This window comes from Herbaspirillum sp. FG34 (genome assembly GCF_057809315.1).
The window spans coordinates 84,873-105,889 of the sequence record NZ_JBMDJS010000013.1; the positions used below are offsets into that span (position 1 = coordinate 84,873).

Consider the following 21,017-nt stretch of genomic DNA (forward strand, 5'->3'; position numbering starts at 1 on the left):
GGGCTGCGCCGCGGATGCGCTGTCGGCCGTCTCTCTCTGTCGGCGGGCCGGTACCGGTCACCGCCCTCTTCTTTATCCATGCCGCCGGCTTCTGTGGCCCTTCCTGGCCGGCTGGCAGATTCGCATCAACCAGCCGCCTGGTCGGCCTTGACCTTGACGTAGCGTCCCGGTGCCGGTTCGATGGGCTTGTAGCGCGTCGAACCCGCAGCCTTGGGGGCAGCCACCTTGCGCCCGCCATGCTTGGCCAGGAAGGCGGCCCACTCGCCCCACCAGCTGCCCGGATGCTCGGTCGCACCCGCCATCCAGGTATCAGCATCGCTGCCGGCACGGGCCTTGTCGTTGATCCAGTAGTTGCGCTTGTTCCTGGAGGCCGGATTGATCACGCCCGCAATGTGACCCGAGGCGCCCAGCACGAAGCGGTTGTTGCTGCGCTTGCCGGCATTGATCAGCTCCAGCGACGCATAGGCCGATTTCCACGGCACGATGTGGTCATCGCGCGAGGCATAGATGAAAGCCGGCGCGCTGATCTTGCGCAGGTCGATCTTCTCGCCGCCCACGGTGAGGCGCCCGGGTTCCTTGAGCGCATTCTCCAGATACATGTGCCGCAGGTAGTAGCAGAACATCGGCCCCGGCAGGTTGGTGCTGTCGGCATTCCAGTACAGCAGGTCGAAGGCGCTGGGCTTCTCGCCCTTCAGGTAATTCGATTCGACGTAGTTCCACAGCAGGTCGTTGGGACGCAGGCTGGAGAAGGCACTGGCAAAGTCGCGTCCGGCCATCAGGCCGCGCTGGCCGATCATCTGCTCGCGCAGGGCCAGCTGCATTTCGTCGATGTAGACATCGATGGCGCCGGTGTCGGAGAAATCGAGGAAGGTCGTCAGGAGTGTCAGGCTGGACACCGGATCTTCGCCGCGCGCGGCCAGCAGCGCCAGCGCACAGGACAGGATGGTGCCCCCCACGCAGAAACCGAGCGCATTGATCTGCGGCTGCTTGCTGATTTCCTGGACCAGATGGATGGAGCGCACCACGGCATCATCCACGTAGTTTTCCCAGGTGGCGGTCTCGACCGTGGCATCAGCATTGCGCCAGGAAATCAGGAACACGGTATGCCCCTGCTCCACCGCATAACGCACCAGCGAATTCTGCGGTTGCAGGTCGAGAATGTAGAACTTGTTGATGCAGGGCGGCACGATCAACAACGGCACCGCATGCACGGTCTTGGTCAGCGGTGCGTACTGGATGAGCTGGAACAGTGCGTTCTCGAAGATCACCGAACCGGCACTGGCGCCGACGTCACGGCCCACTTCGAAAGCGGTCTCGTCCGTCTGGGAGATGTGGCCCTTCTGCAGGTCGGCCAGCAATTGCGCGATGCCTTGCGTGAGACTCTCGCCGCGTGTCTCCAGGATCTTCTGCTGCGCCACCGGATTGGTGGCCAGGAAGTTGGCCGGTGACATCGCATCAATCATCTGCTGCACCGCAAAACGCAGTTTGTGGCGCACCTTCTCGGTGCCCTTGACCGCATCGGCCAGGGCCAGCAGGAAGCGGGAATTCAACTGGTAGGCGGCCGCCTGGAACGCGAAGTAAGGGTGTTCCTGCCAGGCCGGTGCCGACAGGCGGCGGTCGGTGATGGCCGGCGTCTTCGCCGCCAGCATCGACTGCCACAGCTCGCCGAATTCGCGGGTGTAGTCCTGCTGCAGGCGGACCAGATCGGCGGGATCGAGGGTGGCACCCAGGTCGCCGAGTTGCTTGAGCAGGACCGTGGGATCGATCTGCCCGGCACCGGGCGGCATCGCACCACCGGGGAAACCCTGAAAGCCCGGTATCTGCGGCATGCCCGGCATCGCGGGCACGGGCGGCAAATGCGACTTGAACTGCTCGAACTGGGATTGGAATTGGGACTGCAACGAGGTCCAGAACTTCGGATCGGACATCTGTGCCAGCCACGCGGATACATCGGGAGAGGGTTGCTGCGGATTCTGCTTGTTCATGCTCGGATCTGCAATTTTCGCGTATCGTTACGGTTTGTCTCGAAGCGTCACTTCACCATGGTCATCGTCGCTATCGCATGGCTCTACGTCGTCTTCATGATGTCGATCACCGAACAGTCGGCGATTGCTGGCGTCGCCACTTTCCTGCTGTACGGGATAATTCCCCTGACCATCGTTTTATACCTGATGGGTACGCCGCAACGCAAGCGGAATCGTCAAAAGATGAAGAAATTGACAGCTGAGCGCAAGGAAGAAATCAGCGATGAGCCGCCCGTCAAACGCGAGTCCGTCAACCCGGATGGGGCACCGCGCGATCCCGCTGGGTGAGTCCTCCCCCTTCCGATGCTCGTGCGGAAAACTTAGAAAACGACATCAACCGCCAAGCTGTGCGCGCCTCCACAACGCCCGCAGCATGCCGGTTTGCGCACTGCATCATGCAGTGATGCCGGGCGGCAAAACTCAGCAAAACGACCAAGATCACGTCAGCCTCGCGCCACCCGTCGCAAGGTGATCCGGCGATAGCAGGGTTTCAGTACGGCAAGCATGTCGCGCAGCACCGCCGATCCACGCCAGGGTGGCGAAACATAGGCCATCCGTAACTTCAGGCCATCGCGGTCACGTAACTCACAATCAAGCATGGCGATCATGCTGCCATCGAGCCAGGCATAGACATGCACTTCATTGGCCTGGCGCTGCCGGGGGCCTTCGATCTGCCAGCCGCGGGACTGCTGGATGGCGTGACTCATCGTGTCGCCTCCAGCAGATCGAGCAGGTGCCAGGCCAGATGCAGACCCAGCAGCAGCAAACCGATGAAGAAGCAGCGACGGAAGGCGGCGGCGCGCACCCGCGCCCGCACCCGGCTGCCGATGGCCATACCCAGCAAGGCGGGCAACAGCACCATCAACGACGCCCAGCCTACGCCTGCGCTGAAGGCTCCCGCTTGCCCCAGGTTGACGGCCAGGGCCAGCGTGGAGACGGTAAAGGACAAACCCAACGCCTGGATCAGCTGGTCGCGCGGCAAGCCCAGCGCTTGCAGATACGGCACCACCGGAATCACGAATACGCCGGTGGCCGCCGTCACCAGCCCTGTCAGCAAACCGATGAGCGGCGACCACCAGCGCTCATGACGGGGCGGTACCGTCGGTGTCCAGGCTGCCAGTCCGGCCAGCGCATACAGCATCAGCGCCACACCCAACACCACGATGGCATGACGGCCACCATCGGCGCGCATGAATCCGGCACCGGCCAACGTGCCGATGACCACGCCTGCGAGCAGCGTCCACAGGCGTTTTGCCAGCATCAGCAAGGCGCCACCCGTGGCCAGCTGCCAGCCATTGGTGACCATCGAGGGCAGGATCAGCAAAGCCGCTGCCTGCACCGGTGACATCACCAGACTGAGCAATCCGATGGCCACCGTCGGCAGACCCAGGCCGATCACGCCCTTGACGAAGCCGGCCAGCAGGAACACGGCCAGGCTCACGGCCAGCGTCGCGGCGTTCATCTCGACAAGGGAAAGCAGGCTGGGCATGGCGGGAAAAGGAGTGTGAAGAGAGGATGGCGAAGAATCGATGCTTGCCAGTCTGCCAGTCCTCGCCCGCCCTGAAAATGTGGAATACACTTAGCCAGCCTTCGGCCTGGCCGAAGGCTCAACGCGACTCCCCCACCTTCCAGGCACACCGATGAGCCATCGTTTCGAACTGTCCGACCTGCGTCTTTTCCTGCACATTGTGGAAAGCGGCAGCATCACGGCCGGCGCCGAACGCGCCCACATGGCGCTGGCCTCGGCCAGTGCACGCATTCGCAACATGGAGGATGCACTGGGCACCGCCCTGCTGGAACGCGGCCGGCGCGGTGTGCAGACCACCGATGCAGGGCGCGCCCTGGCCCATCACGCACGCATGATGGCGCAACAGATGCAGCAGCTGCGCGATGAACTGGGCCAGTATGCGCAGGGCCTGAAGGGCCATATCCGGCTGCTGTGCAATACCTCGGCCATGACCGAATTCCTGCCGGAAGTGCTGGCCCGGTTCCTGGCCCGGCATCCGCACACCGATATCGAACTGGAAGAGAAACTGAGCTATGAAGTGGTGCAGGCCGTGGTCGATGGCGTGGCCGATGTCGGCATCATCGCCGACTCCGCCGACAGCGGCCCGCTGCAGACCTTTCCGTTCCGCCAGGATCATCTGGTGGCGGTGCTGGCCAGGAAACATCCGCTGGCGCGCCGCAAGTCATTGGCCTTCAGTGAATTGCTGGGCGAGGATTTCATCGGACTGTCCGGTGACAGCGCCCTGCAACAGCACCTCTCCAGCCATGCCGCCCGTGCCGGACGGCGTCTGCAATACCGGGTGCGGCTGCGCAGCTTCGACGGCATCTGCCGCATGGTGGAGCATCAGGTGGGCGTGGCGGTGATTCCGGCCACGGCGGCCCTGGACTGCGCGGCGCACAGGGATATCCGCACCATCCCGCTCACCGATGGCTGGAGCCGGCGCCAGCTGCTCATCTGCGTGCGCGGGCTGGAAGGCTTGCCCGGCCCTACGCGCGAACTGATCCTGGCCCTGCAAGGCCACGCGTGAGGCAGCAGGAAAAATGGCGGCGCCGCAGAGCCGCCATCGATCAGGCAAAGAAGGATTCGCCCCCGCTCGCAGTCTTGCTCACTTGAGCCAGATCAGCGAGCCCATGCGTCCGGTAGTCTTGTCGCGCCGGTAGGAATAGAAACGGGAATCGGCCACGGTACAAAGGCCGCCTCCGCTGATCTCCTGCACATCCACGCGGGCCAGGCGCTGGCGGGCCAGTTGGTAGATGTCAGCCAGGTATTTTCCGGGGCGTCCCGGATACCCACGGAAGGCCATGTGCGCCGCGGGCAGTTCCGCCATGAAGGCCTCGCGCACCTCGGCGCCGACCTCGAAATGCTCCGGCCCGATGGCCGGCCCCAGCCAGGCCAGGATGTCCTGCGCGCCACGTGTGCGCATGGCCGCCACGGTCTGTTCCAGCACGCCGGCAGCCAGCCCGCGCCAGCCGGCGTGGGCGGCACCGACGACGCTGCCGGCGCGGTCACAGAACAGCACCGGCAGGCAGTCGGCCGTCATCATCACGCACACCGCGCCGGGCGTACTGCTGATGCAGGCGTCAGCCGTGGGCTGGTCGGGCAGCGCGGCGGCATCGAGCACCGTCACGCCATGCACCTGCGTCAGCCAGGCCGGTTCGGCGGGCAGCAGGCGGCGCAGCAGCGCGCGGTTGCGTGCCACCCGCTGTGCATCGTCCTCGACGTGGGTGCCCAGATTCAGGCCGTAGCCGCCCTGCCCGTCCCCGTAGGGCGCCGGGCTGAAACCGCCGGCGCGCAGGGTGGTCAGGGCACCGATGTTATCGGGCGCGGCCCAGTCGGGGATCAGCAGTTCCATGGGCGGGCTCGCTCAATAGTCGTCATCGTCTTCGTCATAGTCGCCCAGGACCGGGTCGGCCTCCTCGCTCATCTCCGGGATGACCGCCAGGGCCGGGTCGATGTGGGCGCTCTTGAGCAGGGCTTCGATATCCGCCGGCAAAGGTGCCGCCCACTGCCGGAACTTGCCCGAAGTCGGATGCACCAGGCCCAGGCGCCCGGCCAACAGTGCCTGACGCGGGAAGATGGGCGCCAGATGCTGCTTGCCATAGAGCGTATCGCCCACCAGCGCGAAGCCCAGCGATTGCAGGTGCACGCGGATCTGATGGGTACGACCGGTTTCCAGGCGGCAATGCACCAGACTGACCGGCTTGCGGTCGATCTCGCCGGTGGCCAGGCGACGGTAATGGGTCACCGCCGGCTTGGCGCGCATGCTCTGCGACACGGCCATCTTGATGCGGTCGCGCGGATGGCGCGCCATCGGTGCATTGATGGTACCGGAGAGCTGCGGCAGGCCCCACACCAGCGCCAGGTACTGACGCTTCATGCTGCGGGCCTGCAACTGACGCACCAGGTCGGTCTGGGCGGCCAGGGTCTTGGCCACCACCATCAGGCCGCTGGTTTCCTTGTCCAGACGGTGCACGATGCCGGCGCGCGGCACGTTGGCCAGGGCCGGGCAATGATGCAGCAGGCCGTTCAACAGCGTGCCGCTCCAGTTGCCGGCGGCCGGATGCACCACCAGGCCGGCCGGCTTGTTCAAGATGATGATGGACTTGTCCTCATGCAGGATGTCCAGATCCATGGCTTCGGGGGCATAAGGCTGGTCGGCCGGCACCGATTGCGGCGCCACCTCCACCAGCTCGTCGCCCAGCATGGTCATCTTGCCCTTGGCGGGCGCGCCGTCAACGGTCACGTGGCCGTCTTCGATCCATTGCTGGATGCGGCTGCGCGAGAATTCGGGCATCAGGCCGGACAGGACCTTGTCCAGCCGCTGGCCGATGACCTCGTCATCCAGGCGAAAACTCAGGGGCTCCAGGCTGGAGACGCTTTCCTCACCGGCTTGCTCGCCGTCATCGAAATCGTCCTCCAGCGGGAGGTCGGTCTTTACAGGCTCATCGCCATTTGTAATCGGAAGGGGTTTCTTACGTGACATCAGCTATAATCGCCGGATCGGGTTGATTGTATTTCGGGTATCGATGCAGCCGGCTCGGGTAGGCGCACAGCGCCATGCACAACTGATAGTCCCAGACAAGCACACAAGAGTCATGCACAAAATCTTATTGAAGTTTTTCATCATCGGTTTTGCCCTCTCGCTCACCGCCTGCGGCCTCTTGCCGGAACAAAAGGACGAGACGGTCGGCTGGTCTGCCCCGAAATTATACTCGGAAGCCAAGGATGAACTGAATGCCGGCGGCTACGACAAGGCGATCAAGTATTTCGAGAAGCTGGAATCGCGCTACCCCTTCGGTACCTACGCCCAGCAGGCACAGATGGACATCGCCTACGCCTACTATCGCCAGAACGAGCAGGCGCAGGGTCTGGCCGCGGTGGACCGCTTCATCAAGCTGCACCCGAACCACCCCAATGTGGACTACATGTACTACCTGCGGGGCCTGATCAACTTCAATGATCGCACCAGCATCTTCGACACCTTCACCGATCAGGACAACACCGAGCGCGATCCCAAGGCCATGCGTGACGCCTTCGACTCGTTCAAGCTGCTGGCCGAACGTTTCCCCGACAGCAAGTACACCCCGGACGCCATTGCCCGCATGAAATACCTGGTCAATGCCATGTCGCAATACGACGTCCACGTGGCCAACTACTACTTCCGCCGTGGCGCCTATGTGTCGGCCGCCAACCGCGCCCAGGCTGCCATCAAGCAGTATCCGGATTCCCCGGCCAACGAAGAGGCGCTGTTCATCCTGATGCGCTCCTATGAGGCTCTGGGCCAGACCAAGCTGAAGGAAGATACCGAACGCATCATCCAGGCCACCTATCCCAACAGCCCCTGGTACCACGGCGGCCCCAAGCCCAAGTCCAAGCCCTGGTGGAAGGTCTGGTAAGCCCGACCCGGCAACGACAAGCAAAAAAAAACCTCGCCATGCGCATGGCGAGGTTTTTTTTCGCGCTGCCGGTGGGCCTGTCGGCCCGGGCTCAGCCCTCCAGCTTGCGGCGGAACACCCAGCTGCTCTCGGTCGAGACTTCGGGTGCAAAGGCATAGCCCTCGACATCGAAGCCCTTGAGCTTTTCCGGCTGGCTGATGTTCTTCTGGGCCGCATAGCGCGCCATCAGGCCGCGCGCCCGCTTGGCATAGAAGGAAATGATCTTGTACTTGCCGCCCTTCCAGTCCTCGAACACCGGGCAGACCACCTGCGCCTTGAGCAGCTTGGGCTTGACCACCTTGAAGTATTCCTCCGAAGCCAGGTTCACCAGCACCGGCGTCTTCTGCGCCGCCAGTTCGCCATTGAGCGCCTCGGTGATCTCGCTGCCCCAGAAGGCATAGAGATCCTTGCCGCCCGGATTGGCCAGCTTGGTGCCCATCTCCAGGCGGTACGGCTGCATCAGGTCCAGCGGGCGCAGCATGCCATACAGGCCCGAGAGGATGCGCACGTGCTGCTGCAGGTAATCCAGCTGCCTGGCATTGAGCGAGCCGGCATCCAGCCCTTCGTAGACGTCGCCGTTGAAAGCCAGCACGGCCTGCTTGGCATTTCTGGTGGTGAACTTGCGCGACCAGCTGGCATAGCGGTTCACGTTCAGCACCGACAACTGGTCGGAAATGCCCATGAGACTGCCGATCTCGGCCGGCGACTTGGTCTTGAGGACCTCGATGAGTTCGGCCGAACGCGACACGAAGGCGGGCGTGGTGTGGAGCTCGGTGTTGGCAGGCGTGTCATAGTCCAGCGACTTGGCGGGAGACAAAACAATCAGCATGAGGCGTTCATCCAATGATCAGGTTGGGACAGAGTGGCCGTCATGATACCCAAAGCGCGGCGCTTGCGTGCGGAGGGGGGCGGCTGGAAGCCGATATGAAAGTCTGGACAACAAAATGCCGGTTGTTGCGCCTTTGAAGCGTGCACCGCGGCTCCTACACTGAAGCATTGGACATGATGGCGAACCCTGGCGCCAGGACGCTCAAGCGCCCGTCCGTCGACGGCGGCACGGGGGAGCAGCGTGGCCGCACGGAGAGCGGGATCGGTTCCGATTCAAGTTCGGCAGCAGACTTGCCGTTAATCAACAAGGCAGCAAGCAGGTGATTTGGCAAGGAAGCAAGGAAGCACGGCAGCAGCAGCTCAGTCTTCCAGGGCCGACATCGTCTCGGCACTTTGCCGGCATTTTGCTGTCCATGGGAGACAAGGGCAGCCCTGCCCGCCTGACCCCGCCGGCCACCGGCAAGGAGGACATCATGAAACGAGACAAAGCCCTCATGGGCGAAATCCTGAAACAGCTGGCAGCCTTCGGCACTCTCTACGGCGACGTCGAGAAGATCCAGAGCACCCTGCCCGGACAGGTGGCGCCGGAGGTGATCCTGCATCATCTGCGCCTGCTCTATGACCGGGGGCTGGTGGCGGTGGACATGCACAATTTCTGGCGCGTCACCGATCAGGGGTATGATGCGCTCGAAGCCGGCGGCGATCTCTTTGCCAAGCAGGAAGCGCCGCCTCCCGGCCATCGCGGCATCGACAACTAGTTTTCACTCAATGAGCATCCAGGTAACACCTTCCCTCAGCGCTGTGCTTCCCCAGTCTTCCGGCCCTGCTGCTGACGCCCCCGCCGGGCGCCAGCGCGTGGTGCTGGACACCAACGTTTGTCTGGACCTGTTCGTCTTCCGCGACCCGCGCTGGGCCGCCTTGCAGGCAGCTCTGGAGCAAGCAACGGTAGAGGCCTACACCCGCGAGGATTGCCGCAACGAGTGGCTGGCCGTGCTGGACTATCCGCATCTGCCGGTCACGCCCGAGACCAAGCCGGCCATCTGCGCCGAATTCGACCGCCTGCTGCGCTGCCTGCCGCTGGCGCAGGTCAATACCTTCGGCCTGCCCCTTTGCACCGATGGCGATGATCAGAAATTCCTCGAACTGGCCCTGCAATGCCAGGCCCACGTGCTGGTCAGCAAGGACAAGGCCGTTCTCAAACTCGGCAAACGCACCCTCAAGCGCGGCCTCTTTGCCATCGTGCCGCCCCAGCTCTGGCGGGCCGATGCCTTCCTCGATCCGGCGACCTGAAGCGCCGCGAGAATCCGGCTAGAATAGCGGGCTTGCGATCATCACAAGAACGAGCCCGCTGCAATGAGCACCCCCAACATCGTCACCAAGCTGCCCAAGGTCGGCACCACCATCTTCACCGTCATGTCTGCCCTGGCCAGCGAAAAAGGCGCGGTCAACCTGGGGCAAGGCTTCCCTGATTTCCATTGCGATCCGGCGCTGGTCGATGCCGTCACCCGCGCCATGCAGGAGGGTCTGAACCAGTACCCGCCCATGGCCGGTGTGCTGCCGCTGCGCGAAGCCATCGCCGACAAGGTCGAGCGCCTCTACGGCCATCGCTATGACCCGGTCTCCGAGATCACCGTCACCGCCGGCGCCACCCAGGGCATCCTGACCTCGGTGCTGTGCGCCGTGCATCCGGGCGATGAAGTCATCGTGATCGAACCGGTTTATGACTGCTACGTCCCCGCCATCGAGCTGGCCGGTGGCGTACCGGTGTTCGTGCAGATGGAAGTGGGCGCGGCGGGTTACAGCATCCCCTGGGACAAGGTCAAGGCAGCCGTCACGCCCAAGACCCGCATGATCATGGTCAACACCCCGCACAACCCGACCGGCAGCGTCATGCGCGCCGCCGACGTGGCCGCGCTGGCCGACATCGTACGCGGCACCGATATCCTGATCCTCTCCGACGAGGTCTACGAGCACATGGTCTTCGATGGCCAGCCGCATGAATCGCTGGCACGCCATCCGGATCTGGCCGAGCGCAGCTTCATCAATTCCAGCTTCGGCAAGACCTATCACGTCACCGGCTGGAAAATTGGCTATGTGGCGGCACCGGCTGCGCTCACCGCAGAATTCCGCAAGGTCCACCAGTTCAACGTCTTTACCGTCAACACCCCGGTGCAGTATGGTCTGGCCGAGTATATGAAGAACCCGGCACCGTACCTGGACTTGCCGGCGTTTTACCAGAACAAGCGTGACCTTTTCCGCGCAGGACTGGCCAACACCCGTTTCGAGCTGCTGCCCTCGCAGGGCACCTATTTCCAGTGCGTGAAGTACGACGCCATCTCGGACCAGTCCGAAGCCGACTTCTGCAAATGGCTCACCAGTGAAATCGGCGTGGCGGCCATCCCGGTCTCGGCCTTCTACAACACGCCCAAGGAATCGGGCATCGTGCGCTTCTGCTTCGCCAAGAAGGATGAAACGCTGCAACTGGCGCTGGACCGGCTGGCGAAGCTGTAATAAGACGGTCGGTGCGCAAATCGTTTAGATGTTTTCGATAACGTGACTTCCCCCTCAACACGACACGCAGAAAAGGAACGCCATGATTGACGTCTACAGCTGGGCTACCCCCAATGGCCACAAGGTCCACATCATGCTGGAAGAATGCGGCCTGCCCTACACCGCGCATGCCATCGATATCGGTGCCGGTGACCAGTTCACGCCCGAATTCCTGAAGATCTCGCCCAACAACAAGATTCCCGCCATCGTCGACCCCGATGGTCCGGACGGCGCACCGATCTCGCTATTCGAATCCGGCGCCATTCTGATCTACCTGGCCGGCAAGACGGGGCGCTTCCTGGGCGAGACCGTGCGCGAGAAGTATGAAGTGCTGCAATGGGTGATGTTCCAGATGGGCGGCCTGGGGCCGATGCTGGGCCAGGCGCATCACTTCCGCCTGTACGCGCCGGAGCAGATCGAATACGCCGTCAACCGCTACAGCAACGAAGCGCGCCGCCTGTATCAGGTCATGGACAAGCAACTGGGCCAGCATGCTTACCTGGCCGGAGACAACTACACCATCGCCGACATCGCCTGCTTCCCCTGGACCCGTTCGCACAAGAACCAGGGTATCGATCTGGCGGATTTCCCCAACGTCAAGCGCTGGTTCGATGCCATCAACGCGCGTGCCGCCGTACAGCGTGGCGTGACCGTGCTGGCCGACCAGCGCAAGCCGCTGCAGGACGACAAGGCCCGCGAACTGCTGTTCGGCAAGAGCCAGTACCAGAAACGCTGATCAGCACGAGGGACGGGAACTGGCGGGGAGCACGGCTGCACGCCAGCCGCACCCGACTCAGGGACAGGCAAAGGGCGCAAACTCGAAACGGTTGCGCCCTTTTTCCTTGGCGCGGTAGAGGGCATCGTCGCTGGCGCGCAGGACCTGCTCCTGACCGATGCAGTCGCTCTGCATCAGGGCGATGCCGATCGACAACGTCACCTCCACCTCCTTGCCCTCGTGCAGCATGGGATGACTGGCAAAGCTGGCCTGCAGCCGCATGGCGAACTCGGCGGCGGCCTGCAGATTGGCGCCGGTCAGGATCACCGCGAATTCCTCGCCGCCCAGTCGGCCCGCGGTATCGGTCCTGCGCAACTGGCTCTTGAGCACTTGCGCAAAATGTGTGAGGACCCGGTCGCCCACGGCGTGACCGAGGCTGTCGTTGATGCGCTTGAAATGATCGAGGTCGCACATCAGCACCGCCGCCGTATCGAGCATGCCGCGCTGGATGCGGTTGTACTCTTCCTGCAGGCGCTGCATGAAGAAACGACGGTTGGGCAGCTGGGTGAGGAAATCGGTGAGCGCGAATTCCTGCAGCTCCAGTTCGAAGGTCTTGCTCTGGCTGATGTCACTGATGAAGCCATGCCACAGCGTGGTGCCGTCTTCCAGGCGGCGCGGACGCGCCTGGCCGCGCAGCCAGCGCACGCCATGGTCGGCCGTGATGACGCGGAACTCCAGCATCCAGTGCGCAGCGCCGGCCAGAACCGCCTGGCGCGCCGCCTCGTATAGGGGCAGGTCTTCGGGATGGATGACGGTATCGATGATGGCGGGTGTCTCCAGCAACTGCTGAGGCGTCAGGCCATAGGTCTCGCGCGCCCCTTCACTGACGTAGGTGAAGTAACCGCGCTCGCCGGGCGGAACGCGAAACTGAAACACCATGCCGGGAATCTCGCTGGTCAGGTAATCGAGCATGCGGCTGCTCTTGGCCAGTTTTTCCGTAAGCCGCTTGATCTCGGTGATGTCGGTGGTGGTACCGATCATGCGCAGCGCATTGCCCTGGGCATCGCGCGCCACCACCTTGCCACGGCTGCTGATCCACTTGTAGCTGCCGTCGCGGCAGCGGATGCGGTGCTCCACCTGGTAAGTGTCCGAGCGCGAAGCAAAATGCTGGCGGATGCTCTCCTGCACCTCGGGCAGGTCGTCCGGATGGATGCGCTGGTAGGCATCTTCCAGATGGCTGGACAGCTCCCAGTCCTCGTAACCGAGGATGGCCTTCCAGCCGCGCGAATAATACATCTCGCCGGTCACGGCATTGCGGTCCCAGATGCCGGTGCCACTGCCCTCGATGGCCAGCGCCATGCGCTCGTCGGCTTCGCCCGGCGGCTCGCTCTTGACGCGCGCATGGACCGGTACCAGCGCCCGCTCGATGGCCAGCATGGCCATCGATACCGCTGCGCCGACGGTATCGCGATAGGCCTGATCGGAATGAGAGGCGTGGCCAAGTGCCTCGGTGGCGGCGCAAATGGTCAGGATGCCCGCGACTTCACCTGCGAAGGAGCGCAGCGGCAGCATTTCCAGCAGGCAGCGTTCATGGCGCGCCGCCAGTGCGGTCAGGCCATGCCAGAACTGCGGCGTATCGGGATCGTCCACCTCCAGCGCGGTCAGCTCGGCCAGGAAGGCCGGCGCCACGCGCGGGGCCGCGCCCACGCGCATGCGGCGAGCCTGCGGATCGAACAGGAAGATGGCCAGGGCGCGTTGCGGATAGCTGCCCGAGAAACCGCTGGCGATCCGGTCCAGCAATTGCTCCAGCGGCGCACCGCGCGCAATGTAGGACAGCGTCACGTTGTTGAAGGCGAGCGCCTTCCGGTAGAACTCGGGATCGGCGTCGATCTGGCAGGGCGGGCGTTCTGGCATCATGAGCAACAGGATCGGCAAGGACGCGGCGGTGGCAGGCACGCCACCGTACGTAAAGACATTAGCACCTTATGACAACTTTTGTCAGCTTCGCACCCTGGCCCGCATGAAAAACCATGCCGATCGGCAAGGACGATGCCATCAGGCCACACAATGTATGAGCTTCTGCGAGGAAGCGTGCAGGTGTTGCGCGCCTAGTACCGGCGTACGAGGAATTCGGCCACGCATACCGGCTTGTCCGAACCTTCACATTCCACGGTAATGAGCCAGGTCAGTTGCACGCCCCCGGGGATGTCCTCGGTGGACTCCAGCCGGATGATGCCGCGCACTTTCCGCCCCACCGGCAGGGGCGCCGGGAAGCGTACGCGATTCAAGCCATAGTTGAGCAGCATGCGCACATCCGGCCCCAGGCTGATGGACTCCGAGAGCAGGCGCGGCAACAGCGCCAGCGTCAGGAAACCATGGGCCACGGTGCCACCGTAGGGCAGCTCGCGGGCGGCGCGTTCGGGGTCGACGTGAATCCATTGGTGGTCGCCGGTGGCGTCGGCGAAACGGTCCACCTGCTCTTGCGACACGCTGATCCAGTCACTGCTGGCCACTTCCTGGCCCGCCAGCGATTTCAGTTCTTCCAGGCTGGCAATGGTACGCATGCTGGCTTCCTTCCCTTGTCGTTATCGTATGTATGGGCCACGGGCGCACGGTGCGCGGCCTTCCTTGTCGTCCTGTGTTCAGCCGTCCTGCCAGACCACCCGGTTGCGGCCCTGCTGCTTGGCCAGGTAGAGACGACGGTCAGCCATCTCGATCAGTTCGCGGATGTCCTGCTCGGGGCTCGGTACCATGGTGGCAGCACCAATGCTCACGGTGAGCCAGGCACCGACCTTGGAGCGCTCATGCGGGACCTGGTTCGCCTCGATCAGCTGGCACAGCTTCTGGCCCAATGCCTGCGCCCCCTCCAGCGGGGTGCGCGGCAGGATCATGGCAAATTCCTCGCCGCCGAAGCGCGCCGACAGGTCGGCCGGGCGCTGGATGCTCTCGTCCAGCGTCTGCGCCACTTGGCGCAGCACCGCATCGCCTGCGACGTGACCATAGTTGTCGTTGTAGAGCTTGAAGAAATCCACATCGATGAGCAACAGCGACAGGTGCAGCCCGTCCCGCCGTGCGCGGCGCCATTCGGCGCCCAGGTAGTCATCGAAATATCGACGGTTGGCGATGCCGGTCAGGCCATCGGTATTGGTCAGGCGCTGCAGCTCGAAATTGGTCTTCTGCAGCTGTTGCTGGCTCTCGCGCAGGGCACGGTACGCCGCGTCCCGCTGCAGCAGGTTGATGTAGGAGCGCGAGTGATAACGCAGCCGCGCCACCAGTTCGATCACATCCGGCAATTTGACCATGTAATCGTTTGCCCCGCCGCCAAAGGCGTCGCGCTTGATCACGGCATCATCCCGCGAAGACAGCACGATGATGGGCACATTGGCCAGCACCGGGCTGGCGCGGTACTGTCGCACCAAAGTCATGCCATCTACGCCCGGCATCACCAGGTCCTGCAGGATGACCGTGGGTCGCGTCTTTTCGGCCACGGCCAGCGCCTCATCGGCACGGGTGCAGAAGTGGAAGTCGATGTTCTCTTCGCTGGCCAGGGCGCGACGGATGGCCTCCCCGACCATGGCCTGGTCATCCACCAGCAAGACCATGATCCTGTACTCCTCGGCGGGCAAGACGGGGCCGCCGCCCGGGGTGTCGGTTGCTTGCACCGAGCTCATCATGCTTTCCTTCATTTCAATTCAATGGCCTCACGCTGCGGCCAGCAGTGTCTGCAGTCGCGCCGCCATGGCACTGACCGGCAAGACATCGACGGCGGCGTTGAGCGCTACGGCAGCCTTGGGCATGCCGTAGACGGCGCAGCTTTTCTGGTCCTGCGCCAGGGTGTGGCAGCCATTGTCGCGCAGGGCCTTGAGGCCGGCAGCGCCATCACGGCCCATGCCGGTCAGCAGTACGCCGGTGGCCCGGCCTTCCCAGTGGCGCAGGATACTATGGAAGAAGGCATCCACCGAGGGCCGGTAGACATCGCCTGGCGCGCCGTCGATGTAGCCGAGACGGTTGCCTTCCTTGAAGACGAGATGGTGGTTGCTCCCTGCCAGCAGGACCTCGCCCCGGCGTGGCAGGTCGCCTTCGACGGCCAGGCGCACGCGCAGCACCGACTGCTGCTGCAGCCATTGCGCCATGCCGGGGGCGAAGGCGGCATCGATATGCTGCACGATCACGATACTGCCGGGAAACTCGCGCGGTACCAGCTTGAGCAGGGTCGACAGCGCCGCCGGTCCGCCGGCGGAGGCGCCGATGGCCACCAGCGGCGCCAGGTCCCCGTGGGCGGCCGGCAGTGGCGCGCGCACCGGTCGTCGCACGGGTGCGGCCATATCGTCCGGGCTCAGGCGTCCGAGATTGTCGATCTTCTCGATCAGGGCCGCCGCATCGCGCTTGCCGGCCGCACCGATGAGCGCCGGCGTCTGGGTGGCGTCGAGTGCGCCATATCCCATGGCTTCGTAGATCTTGGCGGCGCTGGTATCCATGTCGGAGGTCACCACCAGGATCGGGCACGGGGTGTCCTGCATGATGCGGCGGGTGGCTTCCACACCATCCATCTTGGGCATGAGCAGGTCCATCAGCACCACATCGGGCAACTGCCAGGCACACATCTGCACGGCCTGTTCGCCATCGCGGGCGATCCAGATCAATTCGTGGCGGCCACTCTCGGCAATCACCCGGCGCAGCACTTCCACCATCATGGGGGTGTCGTTGACGATGCCGATCTTCACGTTGTCGCCTCTCCAATCAAGTCTACGACGGCCTGCAACAGGCTTTCATCGTGGAAACTGCTCTTGGTGAAGTAATGATCGGCACCTGCGGCCAGGCCACGCTGCCGATCTTCTTCACGATCCTTGTAGGACACGATCATCACCGGCAGCGCCTGCAATTGCGGCGCACCGCGGATCAGTCCGACCAGCTCGATGCCATCCATGCGCGGCATGTCGATGTCGGTGATGACCAGGTCGAAGGGCTCGGCACGCACGGCGTTCCAGCCATCCATGCCATCCACGGCCACCGTGACCTGATACCCCCGGTTGCTCAGCAACTTGCGTTCCAGCTCACGCACGGTGAGCGAGTCATCCACCACCAGCACCTTCTTGCGCACGACCACGGCGGCCTCGCCGGCACCATCCTGGTCGACCGTCTGCAGGCGTCCGGAAGCGGTCAGCTTTTGCACCGTGCGCAGCAGGTCGGCCACGTCCAGGATCAGCAAGGGTGCGCCATCTTCCATCAGGGCACCGGCCAGGATGTCGGCAATCTTGCCCAGGCGTGGATCCAGCGGTTGCACCACCAGCATGCGCTCGCCCAGGAAAGCATCGACCGCCACCCCGTAGCTGTGTTCTCCCTCGCCGATGACCACGACGCACACGCTGCCATCACGGGCGCGCCACTGGCCGCGCTGCAGCACCTGGTGCGCACTGACCAGGCCGACCTGGCGGCCCTCATGGCTGAAGTGCTGGTAGCCTTCCAGGGTCTGCAGGGCCTCGGCCGGCAAACGCAAGGTCCGATTGACGTAGGCCAGCGGAAACGCATAAGGTTCACCGGCAATGTCCACCAGCAGGCTGCGGATCACCGACAGCGTCAGCGGCAGCTGCAACAGGAAGCGGCTGCCCTGCCCGCTGCGCGTGGTGATACGGATCGTGCCACGCACCTGCTTGAGCATGTCGGCCACCACGTCCAGACCGACGCCGCGACCGGAAATCTCGGTGACCGTCTCGCGCAGGCTGAAGCTGGGCAACAGCAGGAAATCCAGCAATTCCGCCTCGGACAGGCGCGCGGCAATCTCCGGGGTCGACAGTCCTCGTGCTACCACGGTGCGGCGCAGTTCCTCCAGGTCGATGCCGGCACCATCATCGGCCACCTCGATCAAGAGCATGCCGGCACTGTGACGTGCCTCCAGCCGCACCACCCCCTGTTCCGGTTTGCCGGCCGCACCGCGCGTGAGGGGATCCTCGATGCCATGGTCGACCGCGTTACGCAGCAGGTGCCCCAAGGGCGCCTCCAGTTTTTCGAGGATGTCGCGGTCGATCTGGGTGGCATTGCCGTGGATGTCCAGTCTCACCGACTTGCCCAGTGCATGACCGACATCGCGCACCATGCGCGCAAAGCCGGCGGTCCCGTCCGCAAAGGGCCGCATGCGGCAGGCCAGCGCCTCATCATAGAGCTGTTGCGAGAGATTGACCGAGCGCCGGTCAAAGGCATCCAGCGCAATCAATTGTTCCCCCAGCAGTTGCTGGTTGGTCTGCATCAACGCACGCAGTTCGCTCAGGGTGGCCTGGGCGAATTCATCGAGCTGGCTGGTCGACAGTTTCTGTTGCAACAGGTCCAGCGCCTGCACGGCTTCACGCTGTACGCGCTTCATGCGCAGCATGCTGGCCGAAAACGGCTTGAGGCGACGCGACTCCACCAGCGATTCGCCGGTCAGGCTCAACAGCCGGTCCAGGCTGTCCGCACTGACCCGCACGGCACGCGCAGCCGGTAGCGACGAGGCAGTCTGCGCGAGCGGGGAAACGGCAGCGGCTTGCGCCGTCGGCAGCGAGGAGGGAGAGCCAGCTGGCTGCGTGGCCGCCTCGGCAGCCTGGGCCTCCTGCATCGCCGCCGAAGGCACCGGCCAGGGATCGGCCTGGCCGCCGCTCATCACGGCCGGCAAGGCTTGCAGGAAAGCCTGTACTTCAGCGTGGCCGGCAGAATCGGCCCAGGACTCGTCGCCGTCAGGCGGCGAGGCGATACGCCCCAGCAGATCGGCGCCGCGCAGCAGGACGTCGATGTGCTTCTTCTCCAGCAGCAGCTTGCCCTGCTGCGCCAGCACGAAACAGTCCTCCAGCACATGGGCCACCTTGACTGCCGTTTCCAGTCCGACGATGCGGGCCGCACCCTTGAGCGAATGGCCGGCACGCATGCAGGCCTCCAGGTGTTCGGCGGCCGTCGGTTGCTGCTCCAGCGCCAGCAGGCTGGTGTTGAGCTGGGCGATCTGGCTTTCCGCCTCGAAGCGGAACAGGTCCAGCATGGACATCTGGCTGAGATCGGGCGTACTCATGTCATGCTCCGGTTGAGTACGTAGAACAGCAATTCGTGGTCCAGCAGGCCGATGGGGCGACCGCGCCATTCCAGCATGCCACGTGTGTACTGGATCGCCGCCTGGGCCAGTGTGGTAGGCACCGGTGCCAGGCTCTGCGGGGCGTAGCGATGGACGCCGGCCACTTCCTCCACCGGAAACACCAGCACCTGCCCTTCATGGGCGGCCACCAGCAGATGCGGCGCCGGGGTCTGGTCCGGCAGCTGGAACAGCCGGGCGAGCCAGACGCAGATGCGCAGGCTGCCGCGAATGTTGAGTACTCCGGCAATGGCGGCATTGCGCTGATGCGGCAGGCTGTGCAGCGGGCGCGTCGCGGTCACTTCCTGGACCACGGAGGTGGCGATGGCCAGCCACTCGCCGGCCACGCGTACCACCAGGGCCGAGGCCATTACGCCGCGCTCCTGTCCGCTCTCCGCCTGCGCCTGGGTTTCGCCCGCGTGCAGCCATTGCTGTGCCACCTCGGCCGAGGCCTCGACGCGATCGAGCTGCTGCAGGGCAGCGCGGGCAAAGGTCGGACAGTTCAGGCAGCGGATGTGCTGCGCCAGTTCGGCACAACTGCCGTCGCCCTTGGTACCGATGCGATTCCAGCAGGCATCCGGCGTCGTGGGCGCGGGGGGCATCGTCGGCTCAGCCATGATGCGGCTCCTCGCTCGCCGTCACGCGATCGGCGCGCTGCCGCAGACGTTCTGCCCCGGCCGGATCGCCCTGGGCCTGCAACAAGGCCGCCAGCTGCAGCAAGGCGGCCTGGTGCCGGGGCGCCAGATAGAGCACCTTGCGATAGCAGTGCCGGGCCTGCTCGGTCTGCCCCCCAGCATCGTGGATCAGGCCCAGCAGGTAGAAGGCGTCGGCACTGGGCCCCTGCTCGCCGATGGCCTGCTCGCACAATGCGGCGGCCTGGGCCAGTTGCCCCTGATCGGCCAGAGAGCGGGCACGCTGCAGCACCGTGCGGGCAGGGTTCGACGGGGCGGGCTCAGCGGGGAGCGCAGGCGCGGCGGCACCAACCGCCCTTGAAGTCGGGGGCACGACCGGCCGCCGTCGACCACCGAGGTCGGAGGGTGCCAAGAGCGGCAGCGGCATGACCAGCGGCGCTTCGCGCGTGGCCGAGCGCGGCACCGCCACGCGCTTGCGAAAACCAAAGGCCAGTGCAATGCCGGCCGACTCCAGGCGCGGACTGAGCAGGATGCCGCCTTCGGCGGGACCGACGAAGATCAGTCCGTCGGGTTTCATGAGACTTTCCAGCAATGTCACGACCTGGCGCTGCACCTCGCGCTCGAAGTAGATCAGCACATTGCGACAGAAGATGACATCGTAAGGAGCGGCCTGGCGCAGAAAGTCCGGTGCCAGCAGATTGCCGGGCGCAAAGCGGACCAGCTGGCGTATCGCTTCATGCAGTTGCCAGCCCTGCTCCGCAGGCGTGAAATGGCGGTCCCGGAAACCCAGTTCCTGGCCCCGGAAGGAATTGCGGCCATAAAGACCGGCGGCAGCAATTTCCAGCGAGCGTGTCCGGATATCGTAGGCGTCGATGACGAACTGCGATGGCATCACCCCCGCCTCCAGCAACGCCATGGCCAGGGAATACGGTTCCTCGCCAGTGGAACAAGGCAGGCTGAGAATGCGCACCGGTACGGTCGGCTGCGCCGCCAGACGTTCGCGCGCCAGGCGCGCCACGGCCAGGATGGCTTCACGATCGCGAAAGAACCAGGTCTCCGGCACCACGGCCAGTTCGATCAGTGCCTGCAACTCGACCGCCGAACTTTGCAGCCGCGCCAGATAGCGGCCATCGTCATCGATTTCCAGCGCCGCCATGCGTTCGCGCACCACGCGCTCGATGAGGCTGCTGCCCACGGTGGCCATGTCCAGCCCCATGGCGGATTTGAGCCTGTCGGCGATCAGCGGCAGACTCTTCATGCCGGCACCTCGGGATAGAGCAAGGCGCGCGTGGCCGGATCGAGCAGGTCGCCCACCTCCACCCGTTGCAGCAATCCGCCCTGATGGGGCATGACCGGCCCCAGATAGGGCGCGCCCTCATTGCGCACGGCAGCGGGCACGAAATCATCAGGATCGATGCGCAAGGTCTGCGTGGCCTGTTCCAGGATCAGCCCGAGCAACACCGCCACCGCCTGGCTGTGGTGGTAGTGCACCAGCACCAGGCGCGTGCTCACGCGGGCCGGGGCGGGCCGCCCCAGCACCAGCATGGACAGGTCGATCACCGGCACATGGCCGAGGCCATGCGGCAGCAGTCCGGCCACCCAGGCCGGCGCGCCGGGCAAGGACTTGCAGGGCGACAGCGGCAGCACCATCGCCACCTCGGCAGTGGGCAAGGCGTAGCGCTCTTGTCCAAGGGAAAACAACAAGTGCAGGCACTGGCTCATGGGGACGCTGGGGC

At 64.4% G+C, this 21,017-nt stretch carries 21 protein-coding genes; 7 read left to right on the forward strand and 14 right to left on the reverse strand.

The window, feature by feature from the left end; genetic code table 11:
* Positions 1–125: 125 nt before the first annotated feature.
* Positions 126–1,985, reverse strand: coding sequence for a class I poly(R)-hydroxyalkanoic acid synthase (gene phaC, locus ACODSZ_RS16650; protein ID WP_488928075.1), 1,860 nt, complete (start codon positions 1,983–1,985; stop codon positions 126–128).
* Positions 1,986–2,042: 57 nt separating this feature from the next.
* Between phaC and ACODSZ_RS16655 the strand changes: the two genes are divergently transcribed.
* Complete coding sequence (locus ACODSZ_RS16655; protein ID WP_175344336.1) at positions 2,043–2,312, forward strand: hypothetical protein; 270 nt, start codon at positions 2,043–2,045, stop codon at positions 2,310–2,312.
* A gap of 155 nt (positions 2,313–2,467) precedes the next feature.
* Here ACODSZ_RS16655 and ACODSZ_RS16660 read toward each other — a convergent pair whose 3' ends face one another.
* Both ACODSZ_RS16660 and ACODSZ_RS16665 read right to left on the reverse strand, forming a co-directional pair.
* Positions 2,468–2,731 (reverse strand): hypothetical protein, encoded by a 264-nt coding sequence (locus ACODSZ_RS16660; protein WP_008330006.1) that lies wholly within the window; start codon positions 2,729–2,731, stop codon positions 2,468–2,470.
* A complete protein-coding gene (locus ACODSZ_RS16665) occupies positions 2,728–3,513 on the reverse strand; it encodes a sulfite exporter TauE/SafE family protein (protein ID WP_488928076.1) in 786 nt (261 codons plus the stop codon). The genes ACODSZ_RS16660 and ACODSZ_RS16665 overlap by 4 nt, the downstream gene beginning before the upstream one ends.
* 151 nt (positions 3,514–3,664) lie before the next feature.
* On the opposite strand from ACODSZ_RS16665, the gene ACODSZ_RS16670 reads away from it, so the two are divergent.
* Positions 3,665–4,558, forward strand: coding sequence for a LysR substrate-binding domain-containing protein (locus ACODSZ_RS16670; RefSeq protein ID WP_488928077.1), 894 nt, complete (start codon positions 3,665–3,667; stop codon positions 4,556–4,558).
* Between the two features lie 78 nt (positions 4,559–4,636).
* Here ACODSZ_RS16670 and pgeF read toward each other — a convergent pair whose 3' ends face one another.
* Positions 4,637–5,383, reverse strand: a complete 747-nt coding sequence (gene pgeF / locus ACODSZ_RS16675; RefSeq protein ID WP_488928078.1) for a peptidoglycan editing factor PgeF — start codon at positions 5,381–5,383, stop codon at positions 4,637–4,639.
* A gap of 12 nt (positions 5,384–5,395) precedes the next feature.
* Positions 5,396–6,514 carry an RluA family pseudouridine synthase gene (locus tag ACODSZ_RS16680; protein WP_175344339.1) on the reverse strand — a complete coding sequence of 373 codons (1,119 nt, stop codon included), beginning with the start codon at positions 6,512–6,514 and terminating at the stop codon, positions 5,396–5,398.
* Between the two features lie 112 nt (positions 6,515–6,626).
* Here ACODSZ_RS16680 and ACODSZ_RS16685 point away from each other — a divergent pair, with 112 nt between their 5' ends.
* Positions 6,627–7,427: an outer membrane protein assembly factor BamD gene (locus tag ACODSZ_RS16685; RefSeq protein WP_175344340.1), complete on the forward strand. Its 801-nt coding sequence runs from the start codon at positions 6,627–6,629 to the stop codon at positions 7,425–7,427.
* 91 nt (positions 7,428–7,518) lie between these two features.
* Here ACODSZ_RS16685 and yaaA read toward each other — a convergent pair whose 3' ends face one another.
* Positions 7,519–8,295: a peroxide stress protein YaaA gene (yaaA, locus tag ACODSZ_RS16690; protein WP_175344341.1), complete on the reverse strand. Its 777-nt coding sequence runs from the start codon at positions 8,293–8,295 to the stop codon at positions 7,519–7,521.
* 472 nt (positions 8,296–8,767) lie between these two features.
* Here yaaA and ACODSZ_RS16695 point away from each other — a divergent pair, with 472 nt between their 5' ends.
* The 4 genes from ACODSZ_RS16695 to ACODSZ_RS16710 all read left to right on the forward strand — a co-directional run bounded on the left by ACODSZ_RS16695 (position 8,768) and on the right by ACODSZ_RS16710 (position 11,580).
* Entirely contained in the window at positions 8,768–9,052 is a 285-nt protein-coding gene (locus ACODSZ_RS16695; RefSeq protein WP_034350685.1) for a hypothetical protein, read from the forward strand.
* A 10-nt stretch (positions 9,053–9,062) separates the two neighbouring features.
* Positions 9,063–9,584, forward strand: a complete 522-nt coding sequence (locus ACODSZ_RS16700) for a PIN domain-containing protein (RefSeq protein ID WP_488928079.1) — start codon at positions 9,063–9,065, stop codon at positions 9,582–9,584.
* Between the two features lie 63 nt (positions 9,585–9,647).
* Positions 9,648–10,805, forward strand: a complete 1,158-nt coding sequence (locus tag ACODSZ_RS16705) for a pyridoxal phosphate-dependent aminotransferase (RefSeq protein WP_488928080.1) — start codon at positions 9,648–9,650, stop codon at positions 10,803–10,805.
* Between the two features lie 82 nt (positions 10,806–10,887).
* On the forward strand, positions 10,888–11,580 hold the full coding sequence (locus tag ACODSZ_RS16710; RefSeq protein ID WP_008330052.1) for a glutathione binding-like protein: 693 nt from the start codon (positions 10,888–10,890) through the stop codon (positions 11,578–11,580).
* Between the two features lie 57 nt (positions 11,581–11,637).
* On the opposite strand, the gene ACODSZ_RS16715 is transcribed toward ACODSZ_RS16710, so the two are convergent.
* The 8 genes from ACODSZ_RS16715 to ACODSZ_RS16750 all read right to left on the reverse strand — a co-directional run bounded on the left by ACODSZ_RS16715 (position 11,638) and on the right by ACODSZ_RS16750 (position 21,003).
* Positions 11,638–13,476 (reverse strand): sensor domain-containing diguanylate cyclase, encoded by a 1,839-nt coding sequence (locus tag ACODSZ_RS16715; RefSeq protein WP_488928081.1) that lies wholly within the window; start codon positions 13,474–13,476, stop codon positions 11,638–11,640.
* A gap of 191 nt (positions 13,477–13,667) precedes the next feature.
* Positions 13,668–14,123: a MaoC family dehydratase gene (locus ACODSZ_RS16720; RefSeq protein ID WP_175344345.1), complete on the reverse strand. Its 456-nt coding sequence runs from the start codon at positions 14,121–14,123 to the stop codon at positions 13,668–13,670.
* Positions 14,124–14,201: 78 nt separating this feature from the next.
* Entirely contained in the window at positions 14,202–15,230 is a 1,029-nt protein-coding gene (locus ACODSZ_RS16725; protein ID WP_175344346.1) for a GGDEF domain-containing response regulator, read from the reverse strand.
* Positions 15,231–15,260: 30 nt separating this feature from the next.
* On the reverse strand, positions 15,261–16,283 hold the full coding sequence (locus ACODSZ_RS16730) for a chemotaxis response regulator protein-glutamate methylesterase (protein WP_488928082.1): 1,023 nt from the start codon (positions 16,281–16,283) through the stop codon (positions 15,261–15,263).
* Positions 16,280–18,592: a hybrid sensor histidine kinase/response regulator gene (locus ACODSZ_RS16735; RefSeq protein WP_175344348.1), complete on the reverse strand. Its 2,313-nt coding sequence runs from the start codon at positions 18,590–18,592 to the stop codon at positions 16,280–16,282. Before ACODSZ_RS16735 ends, ACODSZ_RS16730 begins: the two co-directional genes overlap by 4 nt.
* A complete protein-coding gene (locus ACODSZ_RS16740; RefSeq protein ID WP_488928083.1) occupies positions 18,589–19,266 on the reverse strand; it encodes a chemotaxis protein CheW in 678 nt (225 codons plus the stop codon). Before ACODSZ_RS16740 ends, ACODSZ_RS16735 begins: the two co-directional genes overlap by 4 nt.
* A complete protein-coding gene (locus ACODSZ_RS16745; RefSeq protein WP_175344349.1) occupies positions 19,259–20,539 on the reverse strand; it encodes a CheR family methyltransferase in 1,281 nt (426 codons plus the stop codon). Before ACODSZ_RS16745 ends, ACODSZ_RS16740 begins: the two co-directional genes overlap by 8 nt.
* Positions 20,536–21,003, reverse strand: coding sequence for a chemotaxis protein CheW (locus ACODSZ_RS16750; RefSeq protein WP_008330075.1), 468 nt, complete (start codon positions 21,001–21,003; stop codon positions 20,536–20,538). The genes ACODSZ_RS16745 and ACODSZ_RS16750 overlap by 4 nt, the downstream gene beginning before the upstream one ends.
* Positions 21,004–21,017 lie beyond the last annotated feature (14 nt).

Bases quoted from the DNA above. Each gene is read 5' to 3' on its own strand.
- ACODSZ_RS16695 (WP_034350685.1), top strand. From the start codon at position 8,768: ATGAAACGAGACAAAGCCCTCATGGGCGAAATCCTGAAACAGCTGGCA.
- ACODSZ_RS16740 (WP_488928083.1), bottom strand. From the start codon at position 19,266: ATGGCTGAGCCGACGATGCCCCCCGCGCCCACGACGCCGGATGCCTGC.
- ACODSZ_RS16720 (WP_175344345.1), bottom strand. From the start codon at position 14,123: ATGCGTACCATTGCCAGCCTGGAAGAACTGAAATCGCTGGCGGGCCAG.
- ACODSZ_RS16750 (WP_008330075.1), bottom strand. From the start codon at position 21,003: ATGAGCCAGTGCCTGCACTTGTTGTTTTCCCTTGGACAAGAGCGCTAC.
- ACODSZ_RS16710 (WP_008330052.1), top strand. From the start codon at position 10,888: ATGATTGACGTCTACAGCTGGGCTACCCCCAATGGCCACAAGGTCCAC.
- ACODSZ_RS16715 (WP_488928081.1), bottom strand. From the start codon at position 13,476: ATGATGCCAGAACGCCCGCCCTGCCAGATCGACGCCGATCCCGAGTTC.
- yaaA (WP_175344341.1), bottom strand. From the start codon at position 8,295: ATGCTGATTGTTTTGTCTCCCGCCAAGTCGCTGGACTATGACACGCCT.
- ACODSZ_RS16735 (WP_175344348.1), bottom strand. From the start codon at position 18,592: ATGAGTACGCCCGATCTCAGCCAGATGTCCATGCTGGACCTGTTCCGC.
- ACODSZ_RS16655 (WP_175344336.1), top strand. From the start codon at position 2,043: ATGGTCATCGTCGCTATCGCATGGCTCTACGTCGTCTTCATGATGTCG.
- pgeF (WP_488928078.1), bottom strand. From the start codon at position 5,383: ATGGAACTGCTGATCCCCGACTGGGCCGCGCCCGATAACATCGGTGCC.
- ACODSZ_RS16685 (WP_175344340.1), top strand. From the start codon at position 6,627: ATGCACAAAATCTTATTGAAGTTTTTCATCATCGGTTTTGCCCTCTCG.
- phaC (WP_488928075.1), bottom strand. From the start codon at position 1,985: ATGAACAAGCAGAATCCGCAGCAACCCTCTCCCGATGTATCCGCGTGG.
- ACODSZ_RS16660 (WP_008330006.1), bottom strand. From the start codon at position 2,731: ATGAGTCACGCCATCCAGCAGTCCCGCGGCTGGCAGATCGAAGGCCCC.
- ACODSZ_RS16705 (WP_488928080.1), top strand. From the start codon at position 9,648: ATGAGCACCCCCAACATCGTCACCAAGCTGCCCAAGGTCGGCACCACC.
- ACODSZ_RS16745 (WP_175344349.1), bottom strand. From the start codon at position 20,539: ATGAAGAGTCTGCCGCTGATCGCCGACAGGCTCAAATCCGCCATGGGG.
- ACODSZ_RS16680 (WP_175344339.1), bottom strand. From the start codon at position 6,514: ATGTCACGTAAGAAACCCCTTCCGATTACAAATGGCGATGAGCCTGTA.
- ACODSZ_RS16700 (WP_488928079.1), top strand. From the start codon at position 9,063: ATGAGCATCCAGGTAACACCTTCCCTCAGCGCTGTGCTTCCCCAGTCT.
- ACODSZ_RS16670 (WP_488928077.1), top strand. From the start codon at position 3,665: ATGAGCCATCGTTTCGAACTGTCCGACCTGCGTCTTTTCCTGCACATT.
- ACODSZ_RS16665 (WP_488928076.1), bottom strand. From the start codon at position 3,513: ATGCCCAGCCTGCTTTCCCTTGTCGAGATGAACGCCGCGACGCTGGCC.
- ACODSZ_RS16725 (WP_175344346.1), bottom strand. From the start codon at position 15,230: ATGAGCTCGGTGCAAGCAACCGACACCCCGGGCGGCGGCCCCGTCTTG.